The following is a 26,542-nucleotide window of genomic DNA, read 5'->3' on the forward strand; positions in this document are numbered from 1 at the left end:
ACCATAGTGATTTCCGTTGACTACACAAGCGCTTCAGGCCGCCAGATAAGCCCTCAGGCCGGGCGCAGATGAAGTACAAATGAGGTCGCTTTATGTCGGGTGTGCACTTGGTGGCGCCCATACCCGACCGGCTGCAACCATAGGGCGGCGATCATGAACGAAGCCTGACTAAGTTCAATGCCGTGGACGGGCCGGTGGCGGCCTCGCCGCGCAGATGGTTATAATTCCCCTGAACGGGAGACCGCCGGGGCGGCGGCCGGCCGGATCCCGGGTTCAGGACGTCGAGAGGACGGGAATGAAGATCAAGACCAAGCAATTCCGGGTCGAGGAGGGCGATAAAGTCGACCTCGGCAAATGGCCCACCAAGGTCGATCCGTTCTACGAATCCAAGGAGCACTATCACGAATTGCTCCGCGCCCAGGTCGAACGGCTGAGCGACCTGCAGCAGCTGCTCTACGCCAGCAACCGCCACGCCGTGCTGCTGATCTTCCAGGCGATGGACGCCGCCGGCAAGGATGGGGTGATCCGGCACGTAATGTCCGGGGTCAATCCGCAGGGCTGCCAGGTGTTCAGCTTCAAGCACCCGAGCGCGACCGAGCTGCAGCACGATTTTCTGTGGCGAACCACCCGCGATCTGCCGGAGCGTGGCCGGATCGGCATCTTCAATCGGTCCTACTACGAGGAGGTGCTGATCGTCCGGGTTCACCCGGACATCCTGCAGAGCGAGCAGGTGCCGAATGGCGATAATTTCGGCAAGTCATTCTGGCACAAACGCTACCGATCGATCCGCAATCTGGAGGAACATTTGCACGCCAACGGCACCAGGATCGTCAAATTCTTTCTGCATCTGTCGAAGGAGGAGCAATGCAAGCGCTTCCTGGCGCGGATTGACGAGCCGGAGAAGAACTGGAAGTTCAGCGCCGCCGACCTCGAAGAGCGCCAGTACTGGGACGACTATATGGACGCCTACGAGAAGTGCCTTAGCGAGACCTCCAGTGATGACTCGCCGTGGTACGCCGTTCCGGCCGACGACAAGGAGAATGCGCGACTGATCGTCTCGCAGGTGATCGTCGAGACCATGGAATCCCTCAAAATGAGCTATCCGGAGACCACGCCCGCCCGGCGCAAAGAGCTATTACGGATGCGCCAGCAATTGCTGAAGTGAGCGGTGACGTGCCAGCCGCGCTCGGCGGTTGGTCGCATGCACCTGTCATGGTGATGACACGGTGCTGAGGTTACGGAGAGCAAATGAACCTGCAAGGTAAGAAGGGTCTGGTCGTCGGCATCGCCAACGATCAGAGCATCGCATTCGGTTGCGCGCGCGCGTTTCGCGACGCCGGCGCCGAACTCGCCGTCACGTATCTCAACGACAAGGCCGCGCCTCACGTGGTCCCGCTCGCTGAACAGCTCGGCTGTCCGATCGTGGTGCCGTGTGATGTGCGCGAGCCGGGTCAACTCGAGGCTGTGTTCGAACGGATCTCCCAGCAATGGGGCCGGCTCGATTTCCTGCTGCATTCGATCGCGTTCGCGCCGAAGGAAGACCTCCACGGCCGCGTGGTCGATTGCTCGCAGGCTGGTTTTGCGATGGCGATGGACGTGTCGTGTCACTCGTTTATCCGAATGGCCAAGCTCGCTGAGCCGCTGATGCCGGACGGCGGCTGCCTGCTCACCGTGTCGTTCTACGGCTCGGAGAAGGTGGTCGAAGACTACAACCTGATGGGCCCGGTGAAGGCGGCGCTGGAGAGCTCGGTGCGCTACATGGCGGCCGAATTGGCGCCGAAGAAGATCCGCGTTCACGCGCTGTCGCCGGGGCCGCTGATGACGCGGGCCGCGTCGGGCATCGCGCGGTTCGACGAACTGCTGGAGCGCACCCGCGCCCGGCTGCCGGCGCATCAGCTCGTCAGCATCGAGGATGTCGGCGCGGTCGCCGCCTTTCTGGTCGGTGACAGCGCGCGGTCGCTCACCGGCAATATCGAGTACATCGACGCCGGCTATCATGTGATCGGCTGTTCGGAGCTGGCTGGAGAAACATGATGGAGCAGATCCAAAATCGTACCTTCGATGAGATCGAAGTCGGTGACACCGCCAGTCTGGTTCGGACGCTGACCTATCGCGACATCGAGGTGTTCGCGGTGATGTCCGGCGACGTCAACCCGATGCATGTCGACGCGGCTTTCGCCAAGAGTGACATGTTTCATCAGGTGGTGGCGCACGGCATGTGGGGCGGGGCGCTGATCTCGACCCTGCTTGGCACGCAATTGCCCGGACCGGGCACGATCTATCTCGATCAGTCGCTGCGGTTCGCAAGGCCGGTGCTGCTCGGCGACACGGTGACCGTCACGGTCACGGTGAAAGAGAAGAATGCAGCCAAGAAACGCCTGCTGCTGGATTGCCGCGCCACCAATCAGCGCGGCGAAGAGGTGATCACCGGCCTCGCCGAAGTGATCGCGCCGGTCGAGAAGATTTCGCGGCCGCGGGTGCTGTTGCCGGAAATCGATCTCAATCGCACCGCGCAGCGCTACGAGCGGCTGATCGAAATGACACGCGGGCTGCAGCCGATCCGAACTGCGGTGGTGCATCCGGTGGATTCAGCCTCGCTGCTCGGCGCTGTCGAGGCGGCGCGTGAGGGGCTGATCGTGCCGGTGCTGGTCGGACCGGAAGCCAAGATCCGCGCCGCCGCCGCCCAGGCCGCGGTGGACCTTGCCGGATATGAGATCGTCGCGGTGGAGCACAGCGCAGCCGCTGCCGAAGCCGGGGTGGCGATGGCGCGGGCCGGTGAGGTCGAGGCGGTGATGAAGGGTGCACTGCACACCGACGAGCTGATGCACGCGGTGGTCGATCGTGCACGCGGTCTCCGCACCGCACGTCGTATCAGCCATGTCTATGCGATCGACGCGCCGGACTATCCTCGCGCGCTGCTGGTCACCGATGCGGCGATCAACATCTATCCGACGCTCGCCGACAAGCGCGACATCATCCAGAACGCGATCGATCTGGCGCATGCGCTGGGCATCGCCGAGCCGCGGGTGGCGATCCTGTCGGCGGTCGAAACCGTCACCGAGAGCATCCGCTCGACGCTCGACGCAGCCGCATTGTGCAAGATGGCCGAGCGCGGCCAGATCAAAGGCGGCATCCTGGATGGGCCGCTGGCCTTCGATAATGCGGTGTCGGAAGAGGCTGCCAAAACCAAGGGCATCGTCTCGCCGGTCGCAGGGCGTGCCGACATCTTCGTGGTGCCGGACCTCGAAGCCGGCAACATGCTCGCCAAGCAGCTCGAGTATCTGGCACACGCCCGCGTTGCCGGGATCGTGCTCGGCGCGCGGGTGCCGATCATCCTCACCAGCCGCGCCGATAAGACGCTGGCGCGGCTCGGCTCCTGTGCGATCGCGCTGCTGCTTGCCCGCCACACCACCGCCGCGCCGCCGCGCCTTTCCGGAGGTGCCGCATGAGCGATGTGCTGCTGGTCCTCAATGCGGGGTCTTCGAGTATCAAATTCGCGCTGTATGAAGCGCATACCGAACCGACCGCCGATCACCTGATCTGCGAAGGCGGCATCGGCAGCCTCGGTCACCGGCCGCATTTCAAGGCGGTGAACAGCGACGGCTCGACCCGCTACGACACCTATCTGCCCGAGGGCAGCAGCCACGACGACGCGATGGCGGTGCTGATCGGCTGGATCGAAACGACGTTTCCCGAGCATCGGCTGAGCGCGGTCGGCCACCGCGTGGTCCATGGCGGAGCGCTGTTCGATGGACCGGTGGATGTAACGCCCGAGGTGATCGCCCAGCTTCGCGCGTTCGACAGGCTGGCGCCGCTACATCAGCCGCACAACGTCTCGGCGATCGAGGCCCTGGCCAAGCTGCATCCGTCGCTGACCCAGATCGCGTGTTTCGATACCGCGTTCCATCATCGCTTGCCGGAGGTCGCCACGGCCTTCGCGCTGCCCCGCGAGCTGACCGAACAGGGCGTCCGCCGCTACGGCTTTCACGGGCTGTCTTATGAGTACATCGCGGGCCGGCTGCCGGACGTCGCCGGACAGGCGGTTGCCGACGGCCGGGTGGTGGTGGCGCATCTCGGCGCCGGCGCCAGCATGTGCGCGATGCTGAGATGTCGCAGCATCGCCACCACGATGGGTTTCACCGCGCTTGACGGCCTGATGATGGGTAGCCGTTGCGGCGAGCTCGATCCGGGCGTGGTGCTGTATCTGCTCGAAGAGAAGAGCATGACGCCGCGCGAGATCGAGGATCTGCTGTATCGCGAGTCGGGATTGCTCGGCGTGTCGGGCATCAGCGACGATATGCGCACGCTGCTGGCGAGCGACGATCCGCGCGCCTGCGAGGCGATTGAATTGTTCGTCTATCGCATTTCCCGTGAGCTCGGCTCGCTCGCCGCCGCACTCGGCGGGCTCGACGCGCTGGTGTTCACCGGCGGCATCGGTGAACACGCCTCGGAGATCCGGCGCCGCGTCTGCGAGCAGGCCGCCTGGCTCGGTGTGAGCCTCGATCCGGACCTGAATACGAACCTGTCGGGGGCGGGGCGGATCAGCGCACCGAACAGCAAAGTGTCGGCCTGGGCGATCCCGACCGATGAAGATCTGATGATCGCCCGCCATGTCTGGCGGCTTGCCGATGGTGGGCGCTGATCAGCCGGCGTCGGCGTTGATCGGCCGCGTTGCAGAGGTGGTCTGGTCGTGCTCCGGCGTGGTGCCGATCTCCGGCACCAGCGGTGCATGGTCGGTCCAGGAAGTGACCTCGCGCACTCGGCCGGGCCGGTTGCGCTTCACCGTATACAGCGCCTCATCGGCCTTGCGCAGCAGTTCGTCGAGCGTGACGCCGTCGGTCGGCGCCAGTGCGCTGCCGAAGCTGGCGCCGAGCATCACGGCTTCGCCGGCGATCGCATAGGGCTCCGATAGCGCCGCGACGATCCGGCGGCCGAGGTCATCGGCTGCTGCCGTATCCGAGACGTTGGCCTGCACCACGACGAATTCGTCGCCGCCGATCCGCGCCGCAAGGTCCTCGTCGTCCAGTAGTTCGGTCATCCGCCCGGCGACGGTGCGCAGAATCTCGTCGCCGGCGGCATGGCCGAACCGGTCGTTGGCCTCTTTGAAGAAATCGAGATCGAGGCTGATCACCGCGAAGCCTTCGCCGTGGCGGGCCAGCCGCTTGGCGAGTTCGTTGAAGTGTTCGACCAGATGCCGCCGGTTCGGCAGATTGGTCAGCGCGTCGGCTCGCGCCAGCCGCGTCGCTTCGGCGCGCAGCGTCAGTTGTTCGGCGGTGGTGGCGTGGATGTAGTCGATCAGTTCGAGGCCGCCCAACGCGAAGATCACGAACAGCAGCGCCTGGGCTGTGTGCAGCAGATCGAAATTCCACAGCGCTGCCGCGACTGCCGGCGTGACGGAGACCACCAGCGAGGCCTGCACGATCCACGGCCTGATCGAAAACCGCGTGGTGGTGCCGGCGCAATAGCCGAACACCAGACCGCCGGCGATCATATGCGCCGCGAGATCCGGCAGCAGGAAGCAGCGGACCGCGAAGGCGCCGACGCAGACGCCGGTGGAGATCACGCCGACCGCGAGCCGGCGCTCCCATAGCTTAGCCGTCGCCACATCGAGCGGACGCTTTGCAACCGCGTGGTCGAACGCGAAACACAGCACGAGTCGTCCGAGTGTCACCGCCATGCCGGTGAGACCGATCACCGCCATCACCACATCGCGGGTCTGCCAGGCGACCGCGAGCCCGGTGGTCAGCATCGCGCAGCCCACCACCACGATCGGCCAGCGCGCGGTGTACAGCAACCGAACGAATTCGATGTAGACGGCGTTCGCGATCTTGCTGTTCGCGGTCATCAGAGGTGTCGATCTCGCAGCAGTGTGCCGCGTCAGGCGACCAGCGCCTGTTGCGACAGCGCGATACCTATTCCCACAATGCTGAATCCAGCGTGAAACCAGTTCCGCCGGCCAGAGTGTGGTGAATCGCCGCTTAATCGCCACAGGACAGCGGCGAATAAGGCCTGCGATGGCGGCGGTTTACTCCGCCGCGCCGGAGCGCAACTTGAAGTGGCCGTAGCACGACGCGATCGGTTCGGCCGGATCGCGCTGATAGGCCTGCGCTTCGAACGCAACCACGCGGCGGCCCTGCTTGACGATCGAGACCTTGGCGAAGGTGTCGAGCGGCCGGCCCGAGCGCAGATAGTTCACCGTCAGCCCGATCGGCTTCGGCGCGGTGGCGAGGCCGACTTCACGGCGCACGCTGACGATCGCCGCGGTCTCCAGGAAGGCGCCGATCACGCCGCCATGCAGCGCCGGCAGGATCGGATTGCCGACCAGCTTCGGATCATACGGCATGATCGCCTGGGCATCGCCATCGACGCGGATGCCGAGGAAGCGCGGATACGGGCTGATCGCCAGCGGCCCGCCGTCCGGATCGTCGGGCGCCACCAGCTCGGGTGCGGAGTCGAGCGTCACCTTCGGCGTCTGCCGCAGCATATCGGTGCGATTGGCGCCGACCATGAACATCGCGGTCGCGGTGGCGATTGGAACGTCCTCGGCGTCCTGATAGGCGGTGGCGCGAACGAACGCGATCGAACGGGTGAGGTGATAGCAGTGCGCATGGGCCCGCATCACCTGTCCGGGCGTCGCCGGCCGCAAGTAATCGATCCGCAGGTCGAGCGTGGCGATCGCCGTGGTGCCGGGCAGCGCGAGCTGCACCGCCATGCCGCAGCTCTCGTCGAGCATCGCGGTGACCACGCCGCCATGGATCACGCCGGTCGAGATGTCGCCGACGAATACCGGGTGATAGGGCAGGCTGCTCCACGCCTCCGCGGGCGCGTAGCGGTCGAGCTGCAGGCCGATGATGGCGCCGTGGATCGAGCGGCGGTTCTGAATCATCCGCGCTTTGTCGTCGAACGACATCACCGGATCGGGGATCGATTGGTCGGACATGAATTGGTTCTAGCAAGCGCTTGCGAAGCCGCAAAGCCGTCCGGTGCTGCACGACTACCATTTCGGCGCACGGCTGGTATGACTGTGTCCGGCCGGAGCGGCCGGCAGACGGGACGAGGGTTCGGGAATGCGTCGACTGATCGTGATGGTGCTGGGACTCTTGCTGGCGGCGCCGGCCTTGGCGGCGGAAGCGGTGGTGAAGGACGGAGACACCCTGCAGCTCGGCGACAAGGTCTTCCGGCTCGAAGGTGTCGATGCACCCGAGCTCGATCAGCGCTGCGTCAACCAGTTCGCCGATCCGTCGGCCTGCGGCCTCGAAGCCCGCGATGCGCTGGTCAAGCTGATCGGCGGTCGCAGCGTCACCTGCCGCGATCTCGGGCCGGACCCGGTGTTCAAGGGCCGCCGGCTCGGCACCTGCGCGATCGCCGGTGAGAGCGACAGCCTCAGCCGCCGCCTGGTGCAGGATGGCTTCGCTCTCAACGCCGCTGCCGGCGGCAAGGACCGCTTTGCCGGTGACGAGACCAAGGCCAAGGACGAGCGCAAGGGGCTGTGGCAGGGCTGCTTCGTCGCGCCGAACGACTTTCGCCGCTGGGACAAGGACGCCCCGCTGCGCGGCGCCGCATGCCGCGAGGACAAGCATAGCGAGCTGATCGACGTGATGTTTCCCGATCAGCCGGCGATGCTGCCGGGCTGCACCATCAAGGGCAAGCTGGCGCGCCGTGCCCGCATCACCGGCAATGTCGGCGTGTATCAAATCCGCGGCTGCCCGAGCTACGCCAGTCTGACCAAGCCGAACCGCTGGTTCTGCTCGGAGGACGATGCCCGTGCGGCCGGCTTCCGCAAGGCCTACAACTGCCGGATCAAGCTGACGCCGTAACTCACGAGGCGCCAATACCGCGGCGGCTCTCGATTAGCTTGACCATCACGGTGAGTGCGAGATTGGTCGGCGTCGGCACCCCGTGCGCGGCGCCGAGGCGAGCGACGGTGCCGTTGAGAAAGTCGATCTCGCTCGGCTTGCCGCGCGCCAGATCCTGCGCAGTAGATGATTTCTGGCTGGGCATCGCGCCGGGCAGCGCCAGCGTCTTGGTGAGGACATCGTCGGGGACCCTGACGCCGCAGGCGCGGGCGACCGCGATGCATTCGTCGATCACGTTGCGGACCACCTGCTCGGTGCCGTCGATCGCCAGCAGCGCGCCGTAAGGCAGGTCGGCGACCGCCGACAGCGCGTTGTAGGCGCAGTTCAGGATCAGCTTCGACCACAGCGCCTGATCGATGTCGGGCGCCACGGTGGTCGGGATCTTCGCCGCCGTCAGCGCGGCCGCGATCGCATCGCTCTGCGCCGAGGCGCCGATCAGCAATTCGCCGCGGCCATGGTGCTTGACGTGACCCGGGCCGGCCATTTCGGTGCCGACATACACCACCGAGGCGATCACCGGATGGCCGATGGCGGCTTGCAGTCTCGCTGCGTTGTCGACGCCGTTCTGCAGGCTGAGGATGACGCTGTCCGGCTTCAGCCGCGGCTGCAGCGCGCGGCCTGCGGCTTCGGTATCGGCGGATTTGACGCAGAACAGCACCAGATCGGGCGGGGCGATCGCGCCCGGCTCGGTGGCGGCCTTCAGCGGAATCATCTGCGTGCCGGTCTTGGTCTCCAGCCGCAAGCCGTTCGCTTCGATCGCGGCGACATGGTTCGGACGCCCGATCAGCGTGACGTCATGGCCGTCCAGCGCCAGCAGCCCGCCGAAATAGCATCCGACCGCGCCGGCTCCCATCACCGCCACTTGCATTCCGTTCTCCCTTCCCGTGCGCCAACCAATGCGCAATGTTTCCTTCTTAAGGTCGGCGTTCGGCCGATGAAACCGGGAGTGGCGTGCGTGCACATCGATTTGAACCCGAAGCTCGACTTTCGCGACGTGCTGATCCGGCCCAAGCGTTCGGTGCTGTCGTCGCGGTTCGAGGCCAACATCAAGCGCGACTTCCGCTTCCGCCATTCCAGCCGGGCCTGGACAGGCTTTCCGCTGATCGCCTCCAACATGGACACCATCGGCACACTGGAGATGGCGAAGGCCTTCAAGCCGTTCGGCGCGCTGGTCGCCTTGCACAAGTTTCATCATCCGGATCGGCTGGACGAATACCTCGCCGGCGACGAGGACGCCAATGTGTTCGTCACCGTCGGCACCGGCTCGGCCGATTGGGAGCGGCTCGCTGCGGTGAAGGCCAAGGTCAAGGTGCCGATGCTGAACATCGACGTCGCCAATGGCTACACCGAAGCCTTCGTGCGCGCGGTGGCCAAGCTGCGCGACGAGAACCCGGACGCGATCATCATGGCCGGCACGGTGGTGACCGCCGAGATGACCGAGGCTCTGGTGATCGCCGGCGCCGACATCGTCCGCGTCGGCATCGGCTCCGGCTCGGTGTGTACCACGCGCGATCTCACCGGCGTCGGCTATCCGCAGCTCTCGGCGGTGATCGAATGCGCCGATGCGGCGCACGGCTTGAAAGGCCACGTCTGCTCCGACGGCGGCTGCGTCGTCCCCGGCGATCTCGCCAAGGCTTATGGCGGCGGTGCGGACTTCGTCATGCTCGGGGGCATGTTGGCTGGCCATGACGAGTGCGGCGGTGAATTGAAATATGCCGAGCAGGGCGGGCAGAAGACTCCGACCAGCATGGTGTTCTACGGCATGTCGTCAGAGACCGCGATGAACAAGTACCACGGCGGCGTCGCCGACTATCGGGCCGCCGAAGGCAAGACCGTGGAGGTGCCGTATCGCGGCGAGGTGCGGGCCACGGTCGAAAAGATCGCCGGCGGCCTGCGCTCAGCGATGACCTATATCGGCGCCGAAAACCTGAAGGAAATCCCGAAGCGGACCACCTTCATCCTGGTCAACGCCCAGCGCAATACGGTGTTCGATCGCTGAGCTCAGTGCGAGGGGCTTCACGGCCCCCTTCCACGTCATTGCGAGCGAAGCGAAGCAATCCAGGAGCCACGCGTGCTACCTCTGGATTGCTCGACGCTTCGCTCCTCGCAATGACGGGGCTGGCCGGCTGCGGCACAGAATGACTACTGCGCGCGAAACCGTTCGACGAACTGCTGCAGCGTGACGGCAATCGCCGCGGTCTTGTCGCCGATGCGATATTCGGGGCCGGCGACCACCACCGACAGCCGGCGCTCGCCGATCGGCAGCGGCACCGCGACGCCGGCGAGGTCGCGGCTGTAGTCGGCGAAGCTCTGGCAATAGCCGCGCTCGATGGATGTGCGCAGTTCGGCCTCGACCGCCTCGATGCTGATCGGGGTGGTGTGGTTGTATTGCTTGAACTCGATCTTGCGATACAGCGAGTCGCGCTCGTCCTTGGCGTATTGCAGCAGCAGCGCCCGGCCGCTGGACGTCGCGTGGATCGGCACGCGGTGCCCGACCTTGGCGAAGTAGCGGATCGCGGCGGCGGATTCGACGACGTCGATGAACACCGCCATCACTCCGGCCGGCGCCGCGATCGCGACCGTCTCCCCGGTCTCTGCCGACAGTGCCGCGATCAGCGCGTGAGTCCAGCCCGGCAGCGGCTCGACCTCCGCGACTTCCCGAGCCATGACCAGCCAGCGCGGCGTCGGATAATAGCCGGCGCGCGGCCGCGGTTCGTACAGATAGCCCTTCTCGGCCAGCGTGGTCAGCAGGTTGAAGGTCGACGAGCGCGGCCAGCCGAAGTGATCGGCGATTTCCGCCAGCGTCGCCGGCTTCTTCACGCGCGCGAAGTATTCCAGGATGTCCAGAACATTTGCGGCTTGGCGAACGATCATCAGGGGCCCTCGGGGCGGCCGACCCGGCCACCCGCGGTTGTCATAGTCCGAGAATCTTCTGCGCGGCGCGCAGATGCGGCTTGTCGAGCATCCTGCCGTCGAGCCGCAGCGTGCCGGCGTCGGGATTGTCCGCGAATGCCGCAATCACTTTTTCCGCCCAGCTCCGTTCGGCCTCGGTTGGGGCGAAGGCGGCGTTGACGATGTCGACGTGCTTGGGGTGGATCAGCGCCTTGCAGGTAAAGCCGTCGCGCCGCGCGGCGCGGGTCTCCGCTTCCAGCCCGGCGAGATTGTCGATGTCGGTATAGACGGTGTCGATTGCGGTGACCTCGGCCGCCGCCGCGCCCATCAGGCACAGGTCGCGCGCGAGCCGGTAGGGGCTGTGAAACACGCCGCCCGAGCCGTTTTCGGTGGCGCCGAGCGAGGCGGCAAGGTCTTCCGCGCCCCACATCAGCCCGGCAAGCCGAGGCGAGCAGTCCTTGTAGCTGCCGAGTCCGAAGATCGAGCCGGCGGTCTCGGTCGCGACCACGACGATCCGAGTCGCTCCGGACTCGATGCCAGCGGCAGCTTCGAACGCATCGAGCCACAGCGCGACGTTGCGCACGTCGTCGCCGCCGCGCGATTTCGGCAACACGATGCCGTCGGGCCGCGCCGGCATTACGGCGGCGAGGTCGCCGAGCGTGCGGCCGGTGTCGAGCGCGTTGACGCGGACATAGAGCTTCTGCCGGCTGCGCGGCGCCTGCAGCATGGTGCGGGTCAGGCCGCGGGCCTCGTCCTTCTTCTCGGCGACGACGGAATCTTCGAGGTCGATGATCAGCGCGTCGGCGGCGCCTTGCGACGCCTTCTCGAATTTGCGCGGGCTGTCGCCCGGCACGAACAGCATCGAACGCATCAGGCCGGCCTCTTGTGCATCAGTGCCGTGCGCAGGCACCTGCCGACGATCTCGTCGTTCTGGTTCAGCGCGTGGTGTTCGAACTCGACGATGCCGGCGTTCGGGCGCGACTTCGACTCGCGCTTCGACAGCACTTTGGTGGTGGCGCGCAGCGTATCACCGTGGAACACGGGCTTGGGGAAGGTCACGTCGGTCATGCCGAGATTAGCAACGGTCGTGCCCAGCGTCGTATCATAGACGGTCATGCCGATCATGATGCCGAGCGTGTACAGGCTGTTGAAAATACGCTGGCCGAATTCGGTCTTCTCGGCGAAGTGCGCGTCGATGTGCAGCGGCTGCGGATTCAGCGTCAGCAGGCTGAACATCGTGTTGTCCATCTCGGTCACCGTGCGCGTCAGCGCATGCCGGAATTCCTGGCCGACCTCGAATTCCTCGAAGTACATCCCCGCCATGATCGTCGTCTCCCTTTGATTCAATTGGGCCCGCAGGCCGGTGTCAGTCGGGCAGATGCACCGCCTTGCTGTGGCCCAGGCGGTCGATCTCCGCGGCCGAGAACCCTGCTTCGATGAGGATGTCGCGGCCGTTGCCGCCCAGCGTCGGCGCCGGAGCGCCGGGCTCCGGCTGTGTCGCGCTCCAGGTCGACGGCACTTTCATCTGGCGTACGCGTCCTTCGACCGGGTGCTCGACGGTCTCGAAGAAGCCGATCGCACGCAGATGCGGATCGTCGAGGATCGACTCCATGCTGTGCATTGGCATCACCGGAATATCGGCGCGCTCCAGCAGTTCGCGCCAGTCTGCTGTGGTGCGGGTTTGGAAGATCGCGCCAATCTCCTCATAGATCTCGTCGATGTGCCGGGCGCGCGCCGCGTGGTTGGCGAAGCGTGGCTGCGCCAGGAAATCGGTGCGGTCGATCGCCTCGAAGAAGCTGCGCCATTGCTTGTCGTTGTAGATCAGCACGCACAGATAGCCGTCGCTGGTGCGGTACGGCTTGCGGGAGCGCGACAGCAGGCGGGCGTAGCCGCCATGGTCGAGCGGTGGCTCGTAGGTCAGTCCGCCGAGATGATCGACCAGCACGAACGACGCCATCGACTCGAACATCGGGACGTCGATGCGCTGGCCTTCGCCGGTGCGCTGCTGATGCAGTAGTGCGCCAAGCATGGCGTTGACGGCCATCAGCCCGACGATGCGATCGGCGATGGTGATCGGCACGTAGCGCGGGGTGCCGTCGCCGGCCGCCGCGAGCAGCGTCGGCACGCCGGCCGCGCCCTGGATCAGATCGTCATAGGCCGGCTTGGCGGCGTAGGGGCCGTCCTGGCCGTAGCCGAACGCGCCGAGATAGATGATGCCCGGATTGACCGCGGCGACCTGCTCGTAGCTCAGCCCGAGCCGCGCCATCGCCTGCGGACGCACGTTGTAGATCAGCGCGTTGGCCCGCGCGGTGAGCCGCAGCAGCGCCTGCCGGCCATCGTCCTGTTTGAGGTCGATGACGATGCTGCGCTTGCCGCGATTGGTGTTGAGAAACATCCCGCCCATGCCGGGCGTGCGGCCGGGACCGATATGGCGGACGATGTCGCCCTCCGGGCTCTCGACCTTGATGACGTCCGCGCCCATGTCGGCGAGCGTCTGAGTAGCATAGGGCCCCATCAGCACCGAGGTCAGGTCGAGTATCGTAATGCCAGTCAGAGGTCCCAACGCGCGATCCTTCAGTTCACACCTGTGTAGCTAGAATTCAAAAAATAACCCGGTCAATCGATTTGGCTGTTCGGGCGGCGCATAGCTCCATGCATTGTCCATCATATTGACTGAAAAATTCACCTGTATGTACGATCCCTCCATCAAAGCGGCACAAGCCGCCCCGGCCGCTGCTGCGGACGGATGCAGGGAGGATTTCGGATGCGGACAAGCGTGGCTTGGGCGGTGGCGTTGTCGCTGCCGGTGACGATGGCGTTGGCGCCTGCTCAGGCGCTCGAACTCAAGGTCGCCGACTCGTTTCCCGCCGGGCACTATCTGGTCCGCCTGATGCTGAAGCCGTGGATGGACGACGTCACCAAGCGCACCAACGGCGCGGTGACCTTCAGCTATTATCCGAACCAGCAGATGGGCAAGGCGACCGACCTGCTGCGCCTGACCCAGTCGGGCGTCGTCGACATCGGCTACATCGCGCCGTCCTACGCCTCCGACAAGATGCCGCTGTCCGAAGTCGCGCAGCTGCCGGAGTCGTTCACGACGAGCTGTCAGGGCACGATGGCCTATTGGAAGAGCGCCCGCGACGGCGTGCTCGCCAAGCAGGAATACGCGCCCAACAAGATCAAGCTGCTGATGGCCGTGGTGCTGCCGCCGTATCAGGTGTTCACGGTCAAGCAGAAGGTCGACGCGATGGCCACGATCCAGGGTCTCAAGCTGCGCTCGACCGGCGGCGCGCAGGACCTGACCCTGCGCGCGCTCGGCGCCGTGCCGGTGCGCATGGCGGCGCCGGACGCCTATGAGTCGTTGGCGCGCGGCACCATGGACGGCGTGTTGTTCCCGGCGGACAGCATCGCGTCGTACGGCCTCGATAAGCTGGTCAAGCACGCCACCGACGGCGTCAGCTTCGGCTCGTTCATCGTCGCTTATTCGATCAGCGAGCGGGCCTGGGCCAAGCTGCCCGACGACGTCAAGAAGGCGATGGAAGAAGCCTCCGAGGCGATCGAGCCGAAGGTCTGCGCTGACGTCGATAAGGAGCAGCAGCAGACTCGCAAGCAGCTCAACGACGCAGGCGTGACATTCGATCCGATCCCTGACGCCACCAAGGCGCAGATGAAGGACAAGCTGAAGGGCGTCGCCAAGGAATGGGCCGCCGGCATCGACTCCCGCGGTAAGCCGGGCACGCAGGCGCTCGAAGAGTTTCAGAGCCTGCTCGCCGCTGGTGCCGGCAAGTAAGCGTCTTCCTGAAAGAAAAGTGGAGACCGCGTGATGCAGCGAGCCAGTGCCGCTCTCGCCGCGCTCGAACGAGCGCTGACGCTGATCGCGGTCACATTCATGTTCGCGATCATGGTGCTGGTGGTGGCGGACGTATTCATGCGCTACGCGCTGAACCGTCCGTTCTCCTTCACCTACGATCTGATCGGCCTCTATTTGACGGCCGGGGTGTTCTTCCTGACGTTGTCGGACGCGCTCCGCGAGCACGTTCATGTCGGCGTCGACATTCTGGTGCCGCGGTTCTCGCCAGCAGGGCGGCGCCTCGCCGAGATCGTCACCGCGCTGACTGGCCTGTTCGTGTTCGCGCTGCTGTGCAAGGTCGGCTTCGACCGCGCGCTCGACAACTTTCAGCAGAACGACGTGCTTGCTGGCGCGATCCCGTGGCCGACCTGGATTTCGGCGGCGCTGGTGCCGCTGGGCTGCGGCGTGCTGGTGCTGCGGCTCGTGCTGATGCTCGCGGGCCATGTGGCGAGCCTCGTCACCGGCCGAGATCTCTATCCGTTGCCGCCCCTGGTTGGGGTCGGTGAAGCCAAATCCTTCGAATAGCGGCGGCCGACATGACAACCTTGATCGTTCTCGGCCTGCTGTTCGTCCTGCTCGCGATCGGCACGCCGGTCGGCTTCGCGATGGCGTTCTCCGGCTCGGTCGGCCTGTTGATGGTCGGCGGCACCGGCACGCTGTTCGGCATCCTGGAGACCGCGCCGCTGTCGACGGTGTCGTCCTATGAGCTGATCACCATCCCGATGTTCCTTTTGATGGCCGAACTCGTGCTGCTGTCCGGCGTTGCCGACGCACTATTCAAGACCGCCTCGGCCTGGGTCGGCCGCATCCCCGGTGGCCTCGGCATGGCGACCGCGCTCGCCGGCGCCGGCTTCGGTGCGATCTGCGGCACCAGCACCGCTTCGGCGGCGACGCTGTCGTCGACCAGCCTGCCGGCGATGATCAAGCAGGGTTACGAGCCGAAGATGGCGGCCGGCGTGGTGGCGATCTCCGGCACGCTGGCGATGTTGATCCCGCCCAGCGTGGCACTCGTGATCTTCGGCCTGCTCGCCGAGGTCAACATCGGCCAGCTTTTGATCGGCGGCATCATTCCCGCCGCGCTGGTTACCGCGACCATCATGGCGACGATCTACGTCCTGGTCTGGCTCGATCCGTCACGCGCGCCTCGGGTGGCGTCGGTACCGTGGCGCGAGCGTTTCGTGCTGCTGTGGCAGATCGGCCCGATGCTGGCGCTGTTCACGCTGGTCACCGGCACGATCTATCTCGGCGTCGCCACCCCGACCGAGGCCTCGGCGCTCGGTGCCGCCGGTGCGTTGGTGCTGGCGATCTCCAAGCGCAAGGTGACGCCGAAGACGCTGTACAAGGCGCTGCTCAGCGCGAGCTATGGCACCTGCATGATCGTGACGATCCTGGTCGGCGCCTCGATCTTCGGTTACTTCTTCACGCTCACCCACGTCACCCAGGATCTTGTCGCCTGGGTCGGATCGCTGGAGACCTCGCGCTGGGTGATCATCACGCTGATCCTGTGCGGCTATATCGTGCTCGGCTCGTTCATGGATCAGATCGCCATCCTGGTGCTCACGGTGCCGATTGTGATGCCGCTGATCAAGTCGCTCGGCTTCGATCCGATCTGGTTCGGGGTGATCAAGATCGTCACCGCCGAGGTCGGCATGATCACGCCGCCGGTCGGGTTGAACTGCTTCATCGTCGCGCGCTACGCCAAGCGGCCGGTCGCCGAAGTGTTCCACGGCACCTTCCCGCACTTCATCGCCCACCTGATCGCGATCGCCATCATGGTGGCGTTCCCGAGCATCATCCTGTGGCTGCCGTCGCAGATGGCGCCGTAGAACCTCATGCAACGCCCGCTCGTCCGTTCAAGCAACAACAACACAAAGAGCCAGTCATGGACTTCGCACTCACCGATCAGCAGGAAGCCATCCGCGATGCCGTCGCCAAGATCTGCGAGGGCTTCGATGACGCCTATTGGCTGAAGAAGGATCGCGAGGGCGGCTTCCCGCACGACTTCCACAAGGCGCTGGCCGACGACGGCTGGCTCGGCATCTGCGTCCCGGAAGCCTATGGCGGCTCCGGCCTCGGTATCACCGAGGCGGCGATCATGATGCGCGCGATCTCGGAATCCGGCGCAGGCATGTCGGGCGCCTCGGCGGTGCATATCAACGTGTTCGGCCTCAATCCCGTCGTGGTGTTCGGCACCGAGGAGCAGCGCCAGCGCATGCTGCCGCCGATGGTCGAGGGCCGCGACAAGGCATGTTTCGCCGTGACCGAGCCGAACACCGGCCTCAACACCACCCAGCTCAAGACCCGCGCGGTGCGGAAGGGCGACCGTTATGTCGTCAACGGCCAGAAGGTGTGGATCTCGACCGCGCAAGTCGCAAACAAGATCCTGCTGCTGGCGCGCACCACGCCGCTCGAAGAGGTGAAGTCACCGACCCACGGCCTCAGCCTGTTCTACGCCGACTTCGATCGCACCAAGATCAAGGTGCATGAGATCGAGAAGATGGGTCGCAAGATCGTCGACTCCAACGAATTGTTTTTCGAGGACTTCGAGATCCCGGTCGAGGACCGGATCGGCGAGGAGGGCAAGGGCTTCCAGTACATCCTCGAGGGCATGAACCCCGAGCGCGTGCTGATCGCCGCCGAGGCGGTTGGGCTCGGCAAGCTGGCGCTGTCGCGTGCCGCCGACTACGCCAAGAGCCGGATCGTGTTCAACCGCCCGATCGGCCAGAACCAGGGGATCCAGCATCCGCTGGCAAAGAACTGGGTCGAGCTCGAAGCCGCCTGGCTGATGGTGATGTCGGCGGCGTGGCAATACGACCAGGGCATGCCGTGCGGCGCTGCCGCCAATGCGGCGAAGTATCTGGCCGGCGAAGCGGGCTTTCAGGCCTGCGAGCAGGCGGTGATGACCCATGGCGGCTTCGGCTACGCCAAAGAGTACCACGTCGAGCGCTATTTGCGCGAAGTGATGATCCCGCGGATTGCGCCGGTCAGCCCGCAGCTCGCGCTCAGCTTCATCGCCGAGAAGGTGCTCGGCTTGGCGAAGTCGTACTGATCGCAGGTCCGGCGCGAGGCCGCCGATGTCCGACGAGAGCGCGCCGATCGACTTCGCCGGCCTGATCCGCGCCGGCGATCTCGTGGTGTGCGGACAGGCCACCGCCGAGCCGCTGACGCTGACCGAGGCGCTGATGGCGCAGGCGGCCGATCTTCCGCCGTTCCGGCTGATGGTCGGGCCGGTATTCTCGGACACGTTCGCGGCCGCACCGCTGAACGTCTCGTTCGTCAGTTATGGCGTCATCGGCAACGCCCGAAAGCTGGCGCGCGCCGGCCGGCTCGATGTCGTTCCCAGCAACTACTCGGCGTTCTGCGCCGACTTCGCCACCGGCCGCCACCGCGCCGATGTCGTGTTGGTGCAGCTCGCAGAAGCGCCCGACGGCCACCTCAGCGCCAGCCTATCGTGCGACTACGTGATCGATGCCGCGCGCCGCGCCCGAGTGGTCATCGCCGAGGTCAATCCGGATGCGCCGTTCACGTATGGCGCGGAGTGGCCGGGGGAGGTGCCCATTCACATCCGTGTTGCCGCACGTCGCCAGCCGGTGGAGCTGCCGTCCGGCGGGCTCGACGACGTGTCGCGGAGGATCGCCGCCAACGCCGCCGGGCTGATTGCCGACGGCGCGACGCTGCAGTTCGGCGTCGGCAAGATCCCGGACGCGATCCTGTCGTCACTGGCGCACGCCCGCGATCTCGGCATTCATTCCGGCCTGATCAACGACGCGGTGGTCGAACTGATCGAGCGCGGCGTCGTCACCAATGCGCGCAAGGGCATCGACCCCGGCGTCACCGTCACCAATCAGCTGATCGGCACGCAGCGGCTGTATCGGTTCGCGCATCGCAATAAGTCGGTGCGGCTGCAGCCGGCCGCCTACACCCACGATCACGGCGTGCTGGGGCGGATCCACCGGCTGACTGCGATCAACTCGGCGCTGCAGGTTGGGCTCGACGGCAGCGTCAATGCCGAGAGTTTGAACGGCGTCGCGATCGGCGCGATCGGCGGCCAGATCGATTTCGTCCGCGGCGCCAACGCCTCGCCGGGTGGGCGGGCGCTGATCGCGCTGCCGGCGACGGCGCCGGATGGGACGAGCCGGATCGTCGCGCGGGTCGAGACAGTGACGACGCCGCGGGCCGATGTCGACGCGATCGTCACCGAATGGGGCGTCGCCGAGCTGCGTGGCTGCAGCCTCGCCGAGCGGGCGCGGCGGATGATCGCCATCGCGGCGCCGGAGCACCGCGACCGGCTCGCCGAACAGGCCCGGACGATCGCTTGAGTCCACGCGGCTTTGCGCGGGCGGATAGAACCGGACTTACGCCGCTTCGCTCTCGCCGTCGTCGTCGCTGAAGTCTTCCAGCATCGGCAGCGCCATGCCGTCGATCTCGGCCAGCGCCTTGCCGGCGATGCCCTGCAGGTCGCCATACATCCCGGCGGTGGCTTCGAGCACGCCGCGGATCTGCGCCTCGCGCTTCGCCCACATCCGCATCATAGAGCGACGTTCCTTGTCGAGATCGCTCTGCATCTCGGTGAACTTCTCGACGATCGCCTCGATCCGCTGCCGGAATGCCGGGCCGGTGAGGTACTGATAGGTCAGCTCCATCTTGGTCTGCTGGCCGACGCCGGCCTGCCGCGCGGCGGCGAGCTCGATCAGCGACTGCCGCAGCGCGATCGCCACCGGAATCGCGCAGCGCGCTTCGGTGACCCAGACGCCGTCGATATGATCGAAGGTGTGCACGCCCTTCGGCAATGCGTTGGAGACGATCAGCGCCAGCTCGGCCTTGGCCTTGCGCTGGTCGTCACGCAGCTTGGTCAGCCAGCCGTCCGACCAGTTCTTGGTGCGCTTGAACTCCCACAGGATGCTGCCGCACGGCTGCGCCGCGGCGCTCACTACCCGCTGCAGCACGTCGCCGCCGAATTCGCCTTTCGGCACCGGCTCGATCTGGTCGTGCGGAAACTTGGCGCGCAGCGAGGCTTCGAGTTCGAGCTCCAGGACCTCGCCCTGCAATTGCTGCGAGCCCTGTTCGGCCTTGCGCTTCAGATCCTCGATCTGCCGCTGCATCGCGGCGATCTGCTCTTCCTTCTCGGTGACCTTGAGCCGCAGATTATCCTCGGCGGCCTGCTGAGCCTTCTGTCGCGCTTCGTCGAGGCCAGCCTGGACCTGCTTCTCGATCGTCAGATGAAGCTCGCGCTTTTCGTCCTCGAGCAGCCGCTGCTTCTTCACAAACTCCGCCTGCGCCTGCTGTGCCTCGGCCAGCTTGGCGTCGCGGCTCTTCAGCACGTCCTGCAGCTCGGCAAGCTGCCGCGCCTTGTCGGCCAGATCGTTTTCCGCGAGGCGCTTCGCCTTGGCGGCTTCCTCCGCGGCGATCCGCGCACGCGCCGCCGTCACCTGGTCGGCAACCTGCTGCGCCACCGCCGCCTTGGCCTTCTCGACCTCCGCCTGCTGCGCGCGCAGCGCCTGCTCGCGCCCGGCGATGTCCTGATCCTTCTGCTTGATCAGCCGCTCGTATTTGGCCTGCGTATCCTTAAGCAGCGGCGCCGCCAGCGACTCGGTCAGCGGCACCGATGAGGCGCAGTTCGGGCAGGTGATGGTCAGATCGGTCATGGGATTTGCGAATCTCGTGGCTCGGGAGCGATGCGGCGGAGTCTAGCCGAGGTTCATGGAATGTTCACGGAGAAAGAGCGCGGAACTCACCGGTGAGCCGTCGGCTCGGTCTGGCGACCTCTCGGCTACTTCGCGCCGTCGGCGGCCGCGTGTTCGGGAAAACGCGTCGCCAGCACCGTCTTGAGGAATTGGTAGTGGCCCATGCTGGTCTCCAGTTCGCGCAACCGACGTTCGCCGTTGGCGATTTCGGTGCTGAATTGGTTCTGCAGTGCGGTGTCCTCGGGGGCGCGGTCGATATATTCGTCGGTCTCGGTGCCGACGGTGATCGCCGCCCGCGCCAGCACGTCGTGGAGCCGCTCGCTCAGTCCGGCATGTTCGGCCTGTGCTGCCTGCAGCGCCGCTTCAATCGCGCCGACAATCGAGCCCACCCGCGCCGCATCGGTCTCCGCGTCCCGCGCCGCATTGCGGGCCCGAAACTGGTTGGCGGTTTTGGCGCGTGAAAACAGCTGAAACATCTCGGCAAATCCACCAGCCGCAAAGCCTTATGAAATTCTACTCACGGGCGAATTTCAATCGGAATACGCATCGGCATGCTCTCCTCGCAGTGTCCTGCCATCGCGAACGCCGATGCAAGCCCGCGAAACCGAGCGCGCCAAGTGTTCAAGATGTTTGGGGAGGGACCGAGCCTGAGACGGCCACTTACAAATCGCTGGTGCTGCCGGACAGGATTGAACTGTCGACCTCTCCCTTACCAAGGGAGTGCTCTACCACTGAGCTACGGCAGCATCGACCGGGCGGGGAATCAGCCAGTGGGGCTCCCGCGCGGCGCGGCCGTTCCTTGCCACAGGGCATCCGCCGGCGCAAGCGGATCGCGCCGGATGCCGGGGAAAAACCGGCCAGAAGGTTCGCGAATTGGTCGCAGCATCCGAGCCGCTCGCCGCTGGCCGGGTTCTAGCCCTCGCCAACCATGGTCAGCGGACCGGATCGCCACGCTTGATCTGCACGAGCTGAGGCCCGATGCGGCGGCCGATTTCCTCGCCGAGGGCGGATAACGCCCGCAACGGGCGGATCAGGACCTCGAATTCGGCGATTTCGCCATCGTCGTTGAAGTGCATCAGGTCGATGCCCTTGAGATCCCAGCTGTCGATCGCGGCGCTGAATTCCAGTGCGACCTCCTGTGAACCGCCGACGTAGGTGCGATGGTAGCGAAATCCTTGAAAAATGCTGGAGACCGTGCACAAAACCAGCAGGCAGGCGGCGCGGCCAGCGATCGGCGAGCGCACCACCGGGGAATGCAGCACGACCGTTTCGGTGAGCAGCGGCCGCATCCGGTCGCAGTCCCGGCTGACGAACACGTCGTGCCAGACCGCCAGCGTCCGCTGCGCAGCCGGGGCGATCCCCGAAACCTCGATTGTCATCGTTGTCTCACTCGCGGCAACATGCCGAAGCCATTATGTCGAACAATGGAACCGAGGGTTCAGCAGTATTCACCATGGCCGATATGCAGAATTCGCCCCCGCGAGGCGCTGGTCGCGAGCAGCGGCTGGCCGAGGCGCTGCGCGCCAATCTGAAACGCCGCAAAGCGCAGGCCCGCGGCCGCGCCGAGCCGGAGCCCGCACGCCCTGTCGCGATCGTGCAAGACACGCCGGATACCGGCGGTCATGATACCGCCAGCCAGCGCGGTGATGCTGGCGGCGACTGACAAAACCGGCGCGACCAAGCGAAGAGGCACAGGCATGGCGGATTCGAGTTCTGAGAACGACCGGCCGGATGCCTCTCAGGTCAGGCCGGTCGATCGCCATGATCAGACCTTTCCGGAGCTGACGCCGGCCGAGATCGATCGCATCCGGCGGTTCGGCGAGGTACGGCGCTATGCCGACGGCGCGCGGCTGTTCGAGACCGGCCAGCCCGGGCCGGGGATGTTCGTGGTGCTGTCCGGCCATGTCGCGGTCAGCCAGCGCGACGGCCTCGGCCACATCACCCCGGTGGCCGAGCAGGGGCCCGGGCAGTTCCTGGCCGAAATCGGCCAGTTGTCCGGCCGCGTCGCGCTGATCGACGGCATCGCCGAGGGCGAGGTCGAATGCCTGCTGATTCCGCCGGACCGGCTGCGCGGTCTTCTTGTCGCCGAGGCCGATCTCGGCGAGCGGATCATGCGGGCGCTGATCCTGCGCCGGGTTAATCTGATCCAAGGCGGCGTCGGCGGTCCGGTGCTGATCGGCTCCGCCAATGCGTCGGACGCGGTGCGGCTGATGGGCTTCCTCACCCGCAATGGCTGGCCGCATCATCTGCTCGATCCTGCGAACGATCACGACGCCGCCGAGCTGGTGGCGCGCTATTCGCCAGCGCCGCGCGATCTTCCGCTGGTGGTGACGCCGGACGGCACCGTGCTGCGCAACCCCAGCGAATCCGAGCTGGCGCGGGCGATGGGGATGAACGGCCACATCGATCGCTCCAAGCTGTACGACGTTGCGATCGTCGGTTCCGGACCGGCGGGGCTGTCGACCGCGGTGTACGCCGCTTCCGAAGGGCTGGCGGTGGCGGTGTGCGATCAGCGTGCGTTCGGCGGTCAGGCCGGAGCCAGCGCGCGGATCGAGAACTACCTGGGCTTCCCGACCGGCATCTCCGGCATGGCGCTGACCGCGCGCGCCTACAATCAGGCGCAGAAATTCGGCGCCGATATCATGATCCCGACCGAGGTGAAGTCGCTGGTCTGCGGCTGCAACGACGGCACCTTCAAGCTGGCGCTCGACGACGGCGGCGAGTTGCGCGCCCGCGCCATCGTGGTCGCCAGCGGCGCGCGCTATCGCCGGCCGCAGATCGAACGGCTGCCCGAATTCGAAGGCCGCGGCGTGTACTACTGGGCTTCGCCGATCGAGGCGCGGCTGTGCAAGCAGCAGGACGTGATCCTGGTCGGCGGCGGCAATTCGGCCGGGCAGGCGGCGGTCTTTCTGTCGGGCCACGCCGCGCGTGTGCACATGGTGGTTCGCGGCGGCGGGCTTGCCGCCAGCATGTCGCGCTATCTGATCGAGCGGATCGAATCGACGCCGAACATCGAGCTGGTCTTCAACACCGAGGTGGTGGCGCTCGATGGTTCGCCCGAGACCGGCCTGAGGCAGGCGACACTGCGAAGCCGCCTCTCCGGCGACGACCGCACCATGGCGGTGAGCAATCTGTTCCTGTTCGTCGGCGCCGATCCGGCGACCGGTTGGCTGGACGGCTGCGGCGTCACGCTGGATCGCGCCGGCTTCGTCGTCACCGGCGGGCCCTCGGCGGATGAAGGCCAGCGGCCGGCGCAGGCGCTGGAGACTTCGGTCCCCGGCGTGTTCGCGGTCGGAGACGTCCGGTCTGGCTCAGTCAAGCGGGTGGGCGGCGCGATCGGCGAGGGCGCCCAGGTGGTCGCCGCCCTGCACAGCTATCTGGCCGGTTGATCCCCAACGAAAAGAGCCCCGGCCGAAGCCAGGGCTCTGAAGAAATCCGATCCGCCTGAACGGTTAGCGGCCGGCGTTGCCGCTGATCGTGCCGTTGTTGTTGCCGCGAGGGCCGGTGTCGCCCTGGGTCGAGGACGGGGTGGGATGATTGGCGCCGTTGATGCCCTTGCCGCCCATGCCGGTGGTGGTGCTGGGGGCCATGGTGCCGGTGTGCGGGGCGCCGTTGCCGACGTTCTGCGAGCCCATCGCGTTGCCGCGGGAATCGGTCTGGCTCTGCGCAGCCGCGGCCATCGTGGTGGCCAGCAGCGCGGCGGCAGCAACACCAGTCAATCGAGTCAGTCGGGATGTCATAGAACCTCCATCGGGTGAATGGTGCGATTGCACCGACTGGCTCACCAACCGCGGCCTGGCGCCGTCGTTCCGGCGCGCATGACCGTAGGCGGTCACATCGGCAAAACTCGTGGTATCAAAACGTGATGCGGGGCAGCAGCCGAAGCTTGCGCTGCTATCACGGTGCTGCGAACCATTCGCCGAACAGGAACGACAAAGCCGAAGCTCGGTTGGTGCGGCAGATCACGGAGGATCAAGGAATGCTATCGAATTTGAAGAGTGGCGCGACGCCGCGCACAGCCGCCCTCGCGTTCGCCGCCGTCCTGGCCGGTGCCGGTCTATTCTCGGTGGCGACCCCGGCTGAAGCGCGCGACTATCCTTACTGCCTGACATCGCCCGGCTACGGCTATCCGGGCGACTGCAATTACGCTTCCTATGGGCAGTGCCGGGCCGCCGCCTCGGGCCGGCTGGCCGATTGCATCGTCAACCCGCGGGCGGCGTTCCGCGAGCCGCGCCACCGCGACTACCGGACCTACGGCCAGCGCTGGTAAGGCGGATTTCGCCCGCTCTGGACAACGACGGCAGGCCAGCCTGAGCCTGCCGCGACCGCCCCGCCCTTGAAATCGCCTCAAATTCCACGCTTTTGCCACGGGCGGCGCTCCTGCCGTATAATTCCACAGCAAATCAGCGGGAATCGGCATGGATCGGATCAAGATCATCGGCGGCAACGAGCTGCGGGGCACTATCCCGATTTCGGGGGCCAAGAACGCAGCGCTGCCCTTGATGATCGCGGCCCTGCTCACCGACGAGACCCTGATTCTCGACAATGTGCCGCGCCTCGCCGACGTCGCGCTGCTGCAACGGATTCTCGGCAACCACGGCGTCGATATTATGGCGGCGGGCAAGCGCCCGGGCGACCATGAATATCAGGGCCAGACCCTGCACATCTCCGCCAAGACCATCGTCGACACTACCGCGCCCTATGATCTGGTGTCGAAGATGCGCGCCAGCTTCTGGGTGATCGCGCCGCTGGTGGCGCGGATGCATGAAGCCAAGGTGTCGCTGCCGGGCGGCTGCGCGATCGGCACCCGACCGGTCGACCTGTTGATCATGGCGCTGGAACAGCTCGGCGCCGAGATCACGATCGACGGCGGCTACGTCATCGCCAAGGCGCCGGGCGGCCTCAAAGGCGCGACCATCACGTTCCCCAAGGTCACGGTCAGCGGCACCCATGTGGCGGTGATGGCGGCGGCGCTCGCCAAGGGCACCACCATCATCGACAACGCCGCCTGCGAGCCGGAGATCGTCGACGTTGCCGACTGCCTCAACAAGATGGGCGCCAAGATCACCGGCGCCGGCACGCCGCGCATCACCATCGAGGGCGTCGCCAAGCTGCACGGCGCACGCCACACCGTGCTGCCGGACCGGATCGAGACCGGCACCTATGCGATGGCGGTGGCAATGGCCGGCGGCGAGGTCCAGCTTTCTGGCGCCCGTCCCGAGCTGCTGCAGGCGGCGCTCGACGTGCTGAGCCAGGCCGGCGCCACCATCACGGTCAACAACGACGGCATCAAGGTTTCGCGCAACGGCGCCGGCATCAGCCCGGTCACCGTCACCACCGCACCGTTCCCGGGCTTCCCGACCGATCTGCAGGCGCAGCTGATGGCGCTGATGACCCGCGCCAAGGGTGCTTCGCACATCACCGAGACGATCTTCGAAAACCGCTTCATGCACGTCCAGGAGCTGGCGCGGTTCGGCGCCAAGATCTCGCTCGACGGCGAGACCGCGACCATCGACGGTGTCGAGCGGCTGCGCGGCGCGCCGGTGATGGCGACCGATCTGCGCGCCTCGGTATCGCTGGTGATCGCGGCGCTCGCCGCCGAAGGCGAGACCATGGTCAACCGCATCTATCATCTCGACCGCGGTTTCGAACGGCTCGAAGAGAAGCTGTCGGCCTGCGGCGCCAACATCGAGCGCATCAGCGGCTGACGCCGCGAAGGGGCCGGCCGTGGGCGATCTCAAGCTGCTTGCCTTCGATCCTGACGATCTTGCGGTGATCTCCGCCCATGTGCAGGACGCCCGGGTCGAGATCGGCGACATCGTCTGGCGCCAGGCCGAGAAGCGCCTGGTGATCGGCCTGCACCGGCTCGACTGGGAGCAGACGCTGTCGGGCGAACCGGTCCCCGGCCGCCTGATCGCGGCGCTGCGGTTCGATCGGGTGCTGGCCTGCAAGTCGCGCGCGATCGACATCAACGCCAAGGACGAGGCGCTTGAATTGATCGGCCTCGAATTCTACGCCGCGCCGGAGCCGCCCGGCGGCAGCGTGGTGATGATGTTTTCCCGCGGCGGCATGCTGCGCCTCGACGTCGAATGCCTCGAATGCGCCCTGACCGATCTCGGTCCCGATGCGCTCGGCGTCGGCGATGGCGAGGCTCCGCCGGAAAACCTCGGTGGACTCGGCTGAGTGCGCCGCAGGGTCGCTCCGCGGTGTCCGACAAACCCCGCAGGTTATGAGGGTTGACGGCGGTAAGGCGCCGCGCC

At 66.1% G+C, this 26,542-nt stretch carries 27 protein-coding genes and 1 tRNA gene; 15 read left to right on the forward strand and 13 right to left on the reverse strand.

Annotated features, from left to right (window positions below; all coding sequences use genetic code 11):
- The first annotated feature begins 295 nt into the window (after positions 1-295).
- The 4 genes from VRZ08_RS15635 to VRZ08_RS15650 all read left to right on the forward strand — a co-directional run bounded on the left by VRZ08_RS15635 (position 296) and on the right by VRZ08_RS15650 (position 4,642).
- Complete coding sequence (locus VRZ08_RS15635) at positions 296-1,165, forward strand: ADP-polyphosphate phosphotransferase (protein ID WP_264074788.1); 870 nt, start codon at positions 296-298, stop codon at positions 1,163-1,165.
- An 83-nt stretch (positions 1,166-1,248) separates the two neighbouring features.
- Entirely contained in the window at positions 1,249-2,034 is a 786-nt protein-coding gene (gene fabI, locus VRZ08_RS15640; protein WP_414533122.1) for an enoyl-ACP reductase FabI, read from the forward strand.
- Positions 2,034-3,449 carry a bifunctional enoyl-CoA hydratase/phosphate acetyltransferase gene (locus VRZ08_RS15645; protein WP_414533123.1) on the forward strand — a complete coding sequence of 472 codons (1,416 nt, stop codon included), beginning with the start codon at positions 2,034-2,036 and terminating at the stop codon, positions 3,447-3,449. The genes fabI and VRZ08_RS15645 overlap by 1 nt, the downstream gene beginning before the upstream one ends.
- Entirely contained in the window at positions 3,446-4,642 is a 1,197-nt protein-coding gene (locus VRZ08_RS15650) for an acetate/propionate family kinase (RefSeq protein WP_414533124.1), read from the forward strand. The genes VRZ08_RS15645 and VRZ08_RS15650 overlap by 4 nt, the downstream gene beginning before the upstream one ends.
- Here VRZ08_RS15650 and VRZ08_RS15655 read toward each other — a convergent pair whose 3' ends face one another.
- Positions 4,643-5,845 (reverse strand): diguanylate cyclase domain-containing protein, encoded by a 1,203-nt coding sequence (locus tag VRZ08_RS15655; protein WP_414533126.1) that lies wholly within the window; start codon positions 5,843-5,845, stop codon positions 4,643-4,645. It abuts the gene before it with no gap.
- Positions 5,846-6,025: 180 nt separating this feature from the next.
- Complete coding sequence (locus VRZ08_RS15660) at positions 6,026-6,940, reverse strand: PaaI family thioesterase (protein WP_264053538.1); 915 nt, start codon at positions 6,938-6,940, stop codon at positions 6,026-6,028.
- 127 nt (positions 6,941-7,067) lie between these two features.
- Between VRZ08_RS15660 and VRZ08_RS15665 the strand changes: the two genes are divergently transcribed.
- On the forward strand, positions 7,068-7,817 hold the full coding sequence (locus tag VRZ08_RS15665; RefSeq protein WP_414533127.1) for a thermonuclease family protein: 750 nt from the start codon (positions 7,068-7,070) through the stop codon (positions 7,815-7,817).
- A 1-nt stretch (position 7,818) separates the two neighbouring features.
- On the opposite strand, the gene VRZ08_RS15670 is transcribed toward VRZ08_RS15665, so the two are convergent.
- Positions 7,819-8,724: a ketopantoate reductase family protein gene (locus VRZ08_RS15670; protein ID WP_414533128.1), complete on the reverse strand. Its 906-nt coding sequence runs from the start codon at positions 8,722-8,724 to the stop codon at positions 7,819-7,821.
- Between the two features lie 87 nt (positions 8,725-8,811).
- On the opposite strand from VRZ08_RS15670, the gene VRZ08_RS15675 reads away from it, so the two are divergent.
- Positions 8,812-9,855 carry a GMP reductase gene (locus tag VRZ08_RS15675; RefSeq protein WP_414533129.1) on the forward strand — a complete coding sequence of 348 codons (1,044 nt, stop codon included), beginning with the start codon at positions 8,812-8,814 and terminating at the stop codon, positions 9,853-9,855.
- 143 nt (positions 9,856-9,998) lie between these two features.
- Here the strand turns inward: VRZ08_RS15675 and VRZ08_RS15680 are convergent, their stop codons facing one another.
- The 4 genes from VRZ08_RS15680 to VRZ08_RS15695 are packed head-to-tail and all read right to left on the reverse strand — an operon-like array spanning position 9,999 to position 13,311.
- Positions 9,999-10,730, reverse strand: coding sequence for an IclR family transcriptional regulator (locus VRZ08_RS15680; RefSeq protein WP_414533130.1), 732 nt, complete (start codon positions 10,728-10,730; stop codon positions 9,999-10,001).
- 40 nt (positions 10,731-10,770) lie between these two features.
- Complete coding sequence (locus tag VRZ08_RS15685; RefSeq protein WP_414533131.1) at positions 10,771-11,619, reverse strand: HpcH/HpaI aldolase/citrate lyase family protein; 849 nt, start codon at positions 11,617-11,619, stop codon at positions 10,771-10,773.
- The gene (locus tag VRZ08_RS15690) at positions 11,619-12,107 is read right to left on the reverse strand and encodes a MaoC family dehydratase (protein ID WP_414533164.1); all 489 of its coding nucleotides are present in this window, start codon (positions 12,105-12,107) and stop codon (positions 11,619-11,621) included. Before VRZ08_RS15690 ends, VRZ08_RS15685 begins: the two co-directional genes overlap by 1 nt.
- Before the next feature lie 7 nt (positions 12,108-12,114).
- On the reverse strand, positions 12,115-13,311 hold the full coding sequence (locus tag VRZ08_RS15695) for a CaiB/BaiF CoA transferase family protein (protein ID WP_414533132.1): 1,197 nt from the start codon (positions 13,309-13,311) through the stop codon (positions 12,115-12,117).
- Between the two features lie 201 nt (positions 13,312-13,512).
- Here VRZ08_RS15695 and dctP point away from each other — a divergent pair, with 201 nt between their 5' ends.
- The 5 genes from dctP to VRZ08_RS15720 are packed head-to-tail and all read left to right on the forward strand — an operon-like array spanning position 13,513 to position 18,917.
- Entirely contained in the window at positions 13,513-14,538 is a 1,026-nt protein-coding gene (dctP, locus tag VRZ08_RS15700; RefSeq protein WP_414533133.1) for a TRAP transporter substrate-binding protein DctP, read from the forward strand.
- A gap of 33 nt (positions 14,539-14,571) precedes the next feature.
- The gene (locus tag VRZ08_RS15705) at positions 14,572-15,123 is read left to right on the forward strand and encodes a TRAP transporter small permease (protein ID WP_414533134.1); all 552 of its coding nucleotides are present in this window, start codon (positions 14,572-14,574) and stop codon (positions 15,121-15,123) included.
- A gap of 11 nt (positions 15,124-15,134) precedes the next feature.
- Positions 15,135-16,424, forward strand: a complete 1,290-nt coding sequence (locus VRZ08_RS15710) for a TRAP transporter large permease (RefSeq protein ID WP_414533135.1) — start codon at positions 15,135-15,137, stop codon at positions 16,422-16,424.
- 56 nt (positions 16,425-16,480) lie between these two features.
- On the forward strand, positions 16,481-17,647 hold the full coding sequence (locus VRZ08_RS15715; RefSeq protein ID WP_414533136.1) for an acyl-CoA dehydrogenase family protein: 1,167 nt from the start codon (positions 16,481-16,483) through the stop codon (positions 17,645-17,647).
- A gap of 25 nt (positions 17,648-17,672) precedes the next feature.
- Positions 17,673-18,917 (forward strand): acetyl-CoA hydrolase/transferase family protein, encoded by a 1,245-nt coding sequence (locus VRZ08_RS15720; protein WP_414533137.1) that lies wholly within the window; start codon positions 17,673-17,675, stop codon positions 18,915-18,917.
- Positions 18,918-18,953: 36 nt separating this feature from the next.
- Here VRZ08_RS15720 and VRZ08_RS15725 read toward each other — a convergent pair whose 3' ends face one another.
- From VRZ08_RS15725 to VRZ08_RS15745, 5 genes are all read right to left on the reverse strand, one after another.
- The gene (locus tag VRZ08_RS15725; protein WP_414533138.1) at positions 18,954-20,243 is read right to left on the reverse strand and encodes a DUF2130 domain-containing protein; all 1,290 of its coding nucleotides are present in this window, start codon (positions 20,241-20,243) and stop codon (positions 18,954-18,956) included.
- A 125-nt stretch (positions 20,244-20,368) separates the two neighbouring features.
- Positions 20,369-20,758, reverse strand: coding sequence for a hypothetical protein (locus VRZ08_RS15730; protein ID WP_414533139.1), 390 nt, complete (start codon positions 20,756-20,758; stop codon positions 20,369-20,371).
- Between the two features lie 195 nt (positions 20,759-20,953).
- Positions 20,954-21,028: transfer RNA gene (locus VRZ08_RS15735), tRNA-Thr, on the reverse strand.
- 186 nt (positions 21,029-21,214) lie between these two features.
- Positions 21,215-21,661, reverse strand: a complete 447-nt coding sequence (locus VRZ08_RS15740; protein WP_414533140.1) for a nuclear transport factor 2 family protein — start codon at positions 21,659-21,661, stop codon at positions 21,215-21,217.
- A 59-nt stretch (positions 21,662-21,720) separates the two neighbouring features.
- A complete protein-coding gene (locus VRZ08_RS15745; RefSeq protein ID WP_414533141.1) occupies positions 21,721-21,906 on the reverse strand; it encodes a hypothetical protein in 186 nt (61 codons plus the stop codon).
- A 73-nt stretch (positions 21,907-21,979) separates the two neighbouring features.
- Here VRZ08_RS15745 and VRZ08_RS15750 point away from each other — a divergent pair, with 73 nt between their 5' ends.
- The gene (locus VRZ08_RS15750; protein WP_414533142.1) at positions 21,980-23,671 is read left to right on the forward strand and encodes an FAD-dependent oxidoreductase; all 1,692 of its coding nucleotides are present in this window, start codon (positions 21,980-21,982) and stop codon (positions 23,669-23,671) included.
- A gap of 63 nt (positions 23,672-23,734) precedes the next feature.
- Here the strand turns inward: VRZ08_RS15750 and VRZ08_RS15755 are convergent, their stop codons facing one another.
- Positions 23,735-24,022: a hypothetical protein gene (locus VRZ08_RS15755; RefSeq protein ID WP_263989801.1), complete on the reverse strand. Its 288-nt coding sequence runs from the start codon at positions 24,020-24,022 to the stop codon at positions 23,735-23,737.
- Positions 24,023-24,261: 239 nt separating this feature from the next.
- Here VRZ08_RS15755 and VRZ08_RS15760 point away from each other — a divergent pair, with 239 nt between their 5' ends.
- The 3 genes from VRZ08_RS15760 to VRZ08_RS15770 all read left to right on the forward strand — a co-directional run bounded on the left by VRZ08_RS15760 (position 24,262) and on the right by VRZ08_RS15770 (position 26,465).
- Complete coding sequence (locus VRZ08_RS15760; RefSeq protein WP_414533143.1) at positions 24,262-24,552, forward strand: DUF3551 domain-containing protein; 291 nt, start codon at positions 24,262-24,264, stop codon at positions 24,550-24,552.
- A 148-nt stretch (positions 24,553-24,700) separates the two neighbouring features.
- Positions 24,701-25,990, forward strand: a complete 1,290-nt coding sequence (gene murA, locus VRZ08_RS15765; protein ID WP_414533144.1) for a UDP-N-acetylglucosamine 1-carboxyvinyltransferase — start codon at positions 24,701-24,703, stop codon at positions 25,988-25,990.
- Between the two features lie 19 nt (positions 25,991-26,009).
- Positions 26,010-26,465 carry a DUF2948 family protein gene (locus VRZ08_RS15770; RefSeq protein WP_107357032.1) on the forward strand — a complete coding sequence of 152 codons (456 nt, stop codon included), beginning with the start codon at positions 26,010-26,012 and terminating at the stop codon, positions 26,463-26,465.
- Positions 26,466-26,542: the final 77 nt, after the last annotated feature.

Source organism: Rhodopseudomonas sp. G2_2311, from assembly GCF_047501505.1.
Classification (GTDB): Bacteria; Pseudomonadota; Alphaproteobacteria; order Rhizobiales; family Xanthobacteraceae; genus Rhodopseudomonas; species Rhodopseudomonas palustris_H.

Coding starts and splice junctions, on each gene's coding strand:
- VRZ08_RS15645 (WP_414533123.1), top strand. CDS start 2,034: ATGGAGCAGATCCAAAATCGTACCTTCGATGAGATCGAAGTCGGTGAC.
- VRZ08_RS15665 (WP_414533127.1), top strand. CDS start 7,068: ATGCGTCGACTGATCGTGATGGTGCTGGGACTCTTGCTGGCGGCGCCG.
- VRZ08_RS15660 (WP_264053538.1), bottom strand. CDS start 6,940: ATGTCCGACCAATCGATCCCCGATCCGGTGATGTCGTTCGACGACAAA.
- VRZ08_RS15720 (WP_414533137.1), top strand. CDS start 17,673: ATGTCCGACGAGAGCGCGCCGATCGACTTCGCCGGCCTGATCCGCGCC.
- dctP (WP_414533133.1), top strand. CDS start 13,513: ATGCGGACAAGCGTGGCTTGGGCGGTGGCGTTGTCGCTGCCGGTGACG.
- VRZ08_RS15710 (WP_414533135.1), top strand. CDS start 15,135: ATGACAACCTTGATCGTTCTCGGCCTGCTGTTCGTCCTGCTCGCGATC.
- VRZ08_RS15740 (WP_414533140.1), bottom strand. CDS start 21,661: ATGACAATCGAGGTTTCGGGGATCGCCCCGGCTGCGCAGCGGACGCTG.
- VRZ08_RS15705 (WP_414533134.1), top strand. CDS start 14,572: ATGCAGCGAGCCAGTGCCGCTCTCGCCGCGCTCGAACGAGCGCTGACG.
- VRZ08_RS15685 (WP_414533131.1), bottom strand. CDS start 11,619: ATGCGTTCGATGCTGTTCGTGCCGGGCGACAGCCCGCGCAAATTCGAG.
- VRZ08_RS15745 (WP_414533141.1), bottom strand. CDS start 21,906: ATGACCGCCGGTATCCGGCGTGTCTTGCACGATCGCGACAGGGCGTGC.
- VRZ08_RS15670 (WP_414533128.1), bottom strand. CDS start 8,724: ATGCAAGTGGCGGTGATGGGAGCCGGCGCGGTCGGATGCTATTTCGGC.
- VRZ08_RS15750 (WP_414533142.1), top strand. CDS start 21,980: ATGGCGGATTCGAGTTCTGAGAACGACCGGCCGGATGCCTCTCAGGTC.
- VRZ08_RS15725 (WP_414533138.1), bottom strand. CDS start 20,243: ATGACCGATCTGACCATCACCTGCCCGAACTGCGCCTCATCGGTGCCG.
- fabI (WP_414533122.1), top strand. CDS start 1,249: ATGAACCTGCAAGGTAAGAAGGGTCTGGTCGTCGGCATCGCCAACGAT.
- VRZ08_RS15655 (WP_414533126.1), bottom strand. CDS start 5,845: ATGACCGCGAACAGCAAGATCGCGAACGCCGTCTACATCGAATTCGTT.
- VRZ08_RS15755 (WP_263989801.1), bottom strand. CDS start 24,022: ATGACATCCCGACTGACTCGATTGACTGGTGTTGCTGCCGCCGCGCTG.
- VRZ08_RS15760 (WP_414533143.1), top strand. CDS start 24,262: ATGCTATCGAATTTGAAGAGTGGCGCGACGCCGCGCACAGCCGCCCTC.
- VRZ08_RS15650 (WP_414533124.1), top strand. CDS start 3,446: ATGAGCGATGTGCTGCTGGTCCTCAATGCGGGGTCTTCGAGTATCAAA.
- VRZ08_RS15680 (WP_414533130.1), bottom strand. CDS start 10,730: ATGATCGTTCGCCAAGCCGCAAATGTTCTGGACATCCTGGAATACTTC.
- VRZ08_RS15715 (WP_414533136.1), top strand. CDS start 16,481: ATGGACTTCGCACTCACCGATCAGCAGGAAGCCATCCGCGATGCCGTC.
- VRZ08_RS15635 (WP_264074788.1), top strand. CDS start 296: ATGAAGATCAAGACCAAGCAATTCCGGGTCGAGGAGGGCGATAAAGTC.
- VRZ08_RS15730 (WP_414533139.1), bottom strand. CDS start 20,758: ATGTTTCAGCTGTTTTCACGCGCCAAAACCGCCAACCAGTTTCGGGCC.
- murA (WP_414533144.1), top strand. CDS start 24,701: ATGGATCGGATCAAGATCATCGGCGGCAACGAGCTGCGGGGCACTATC.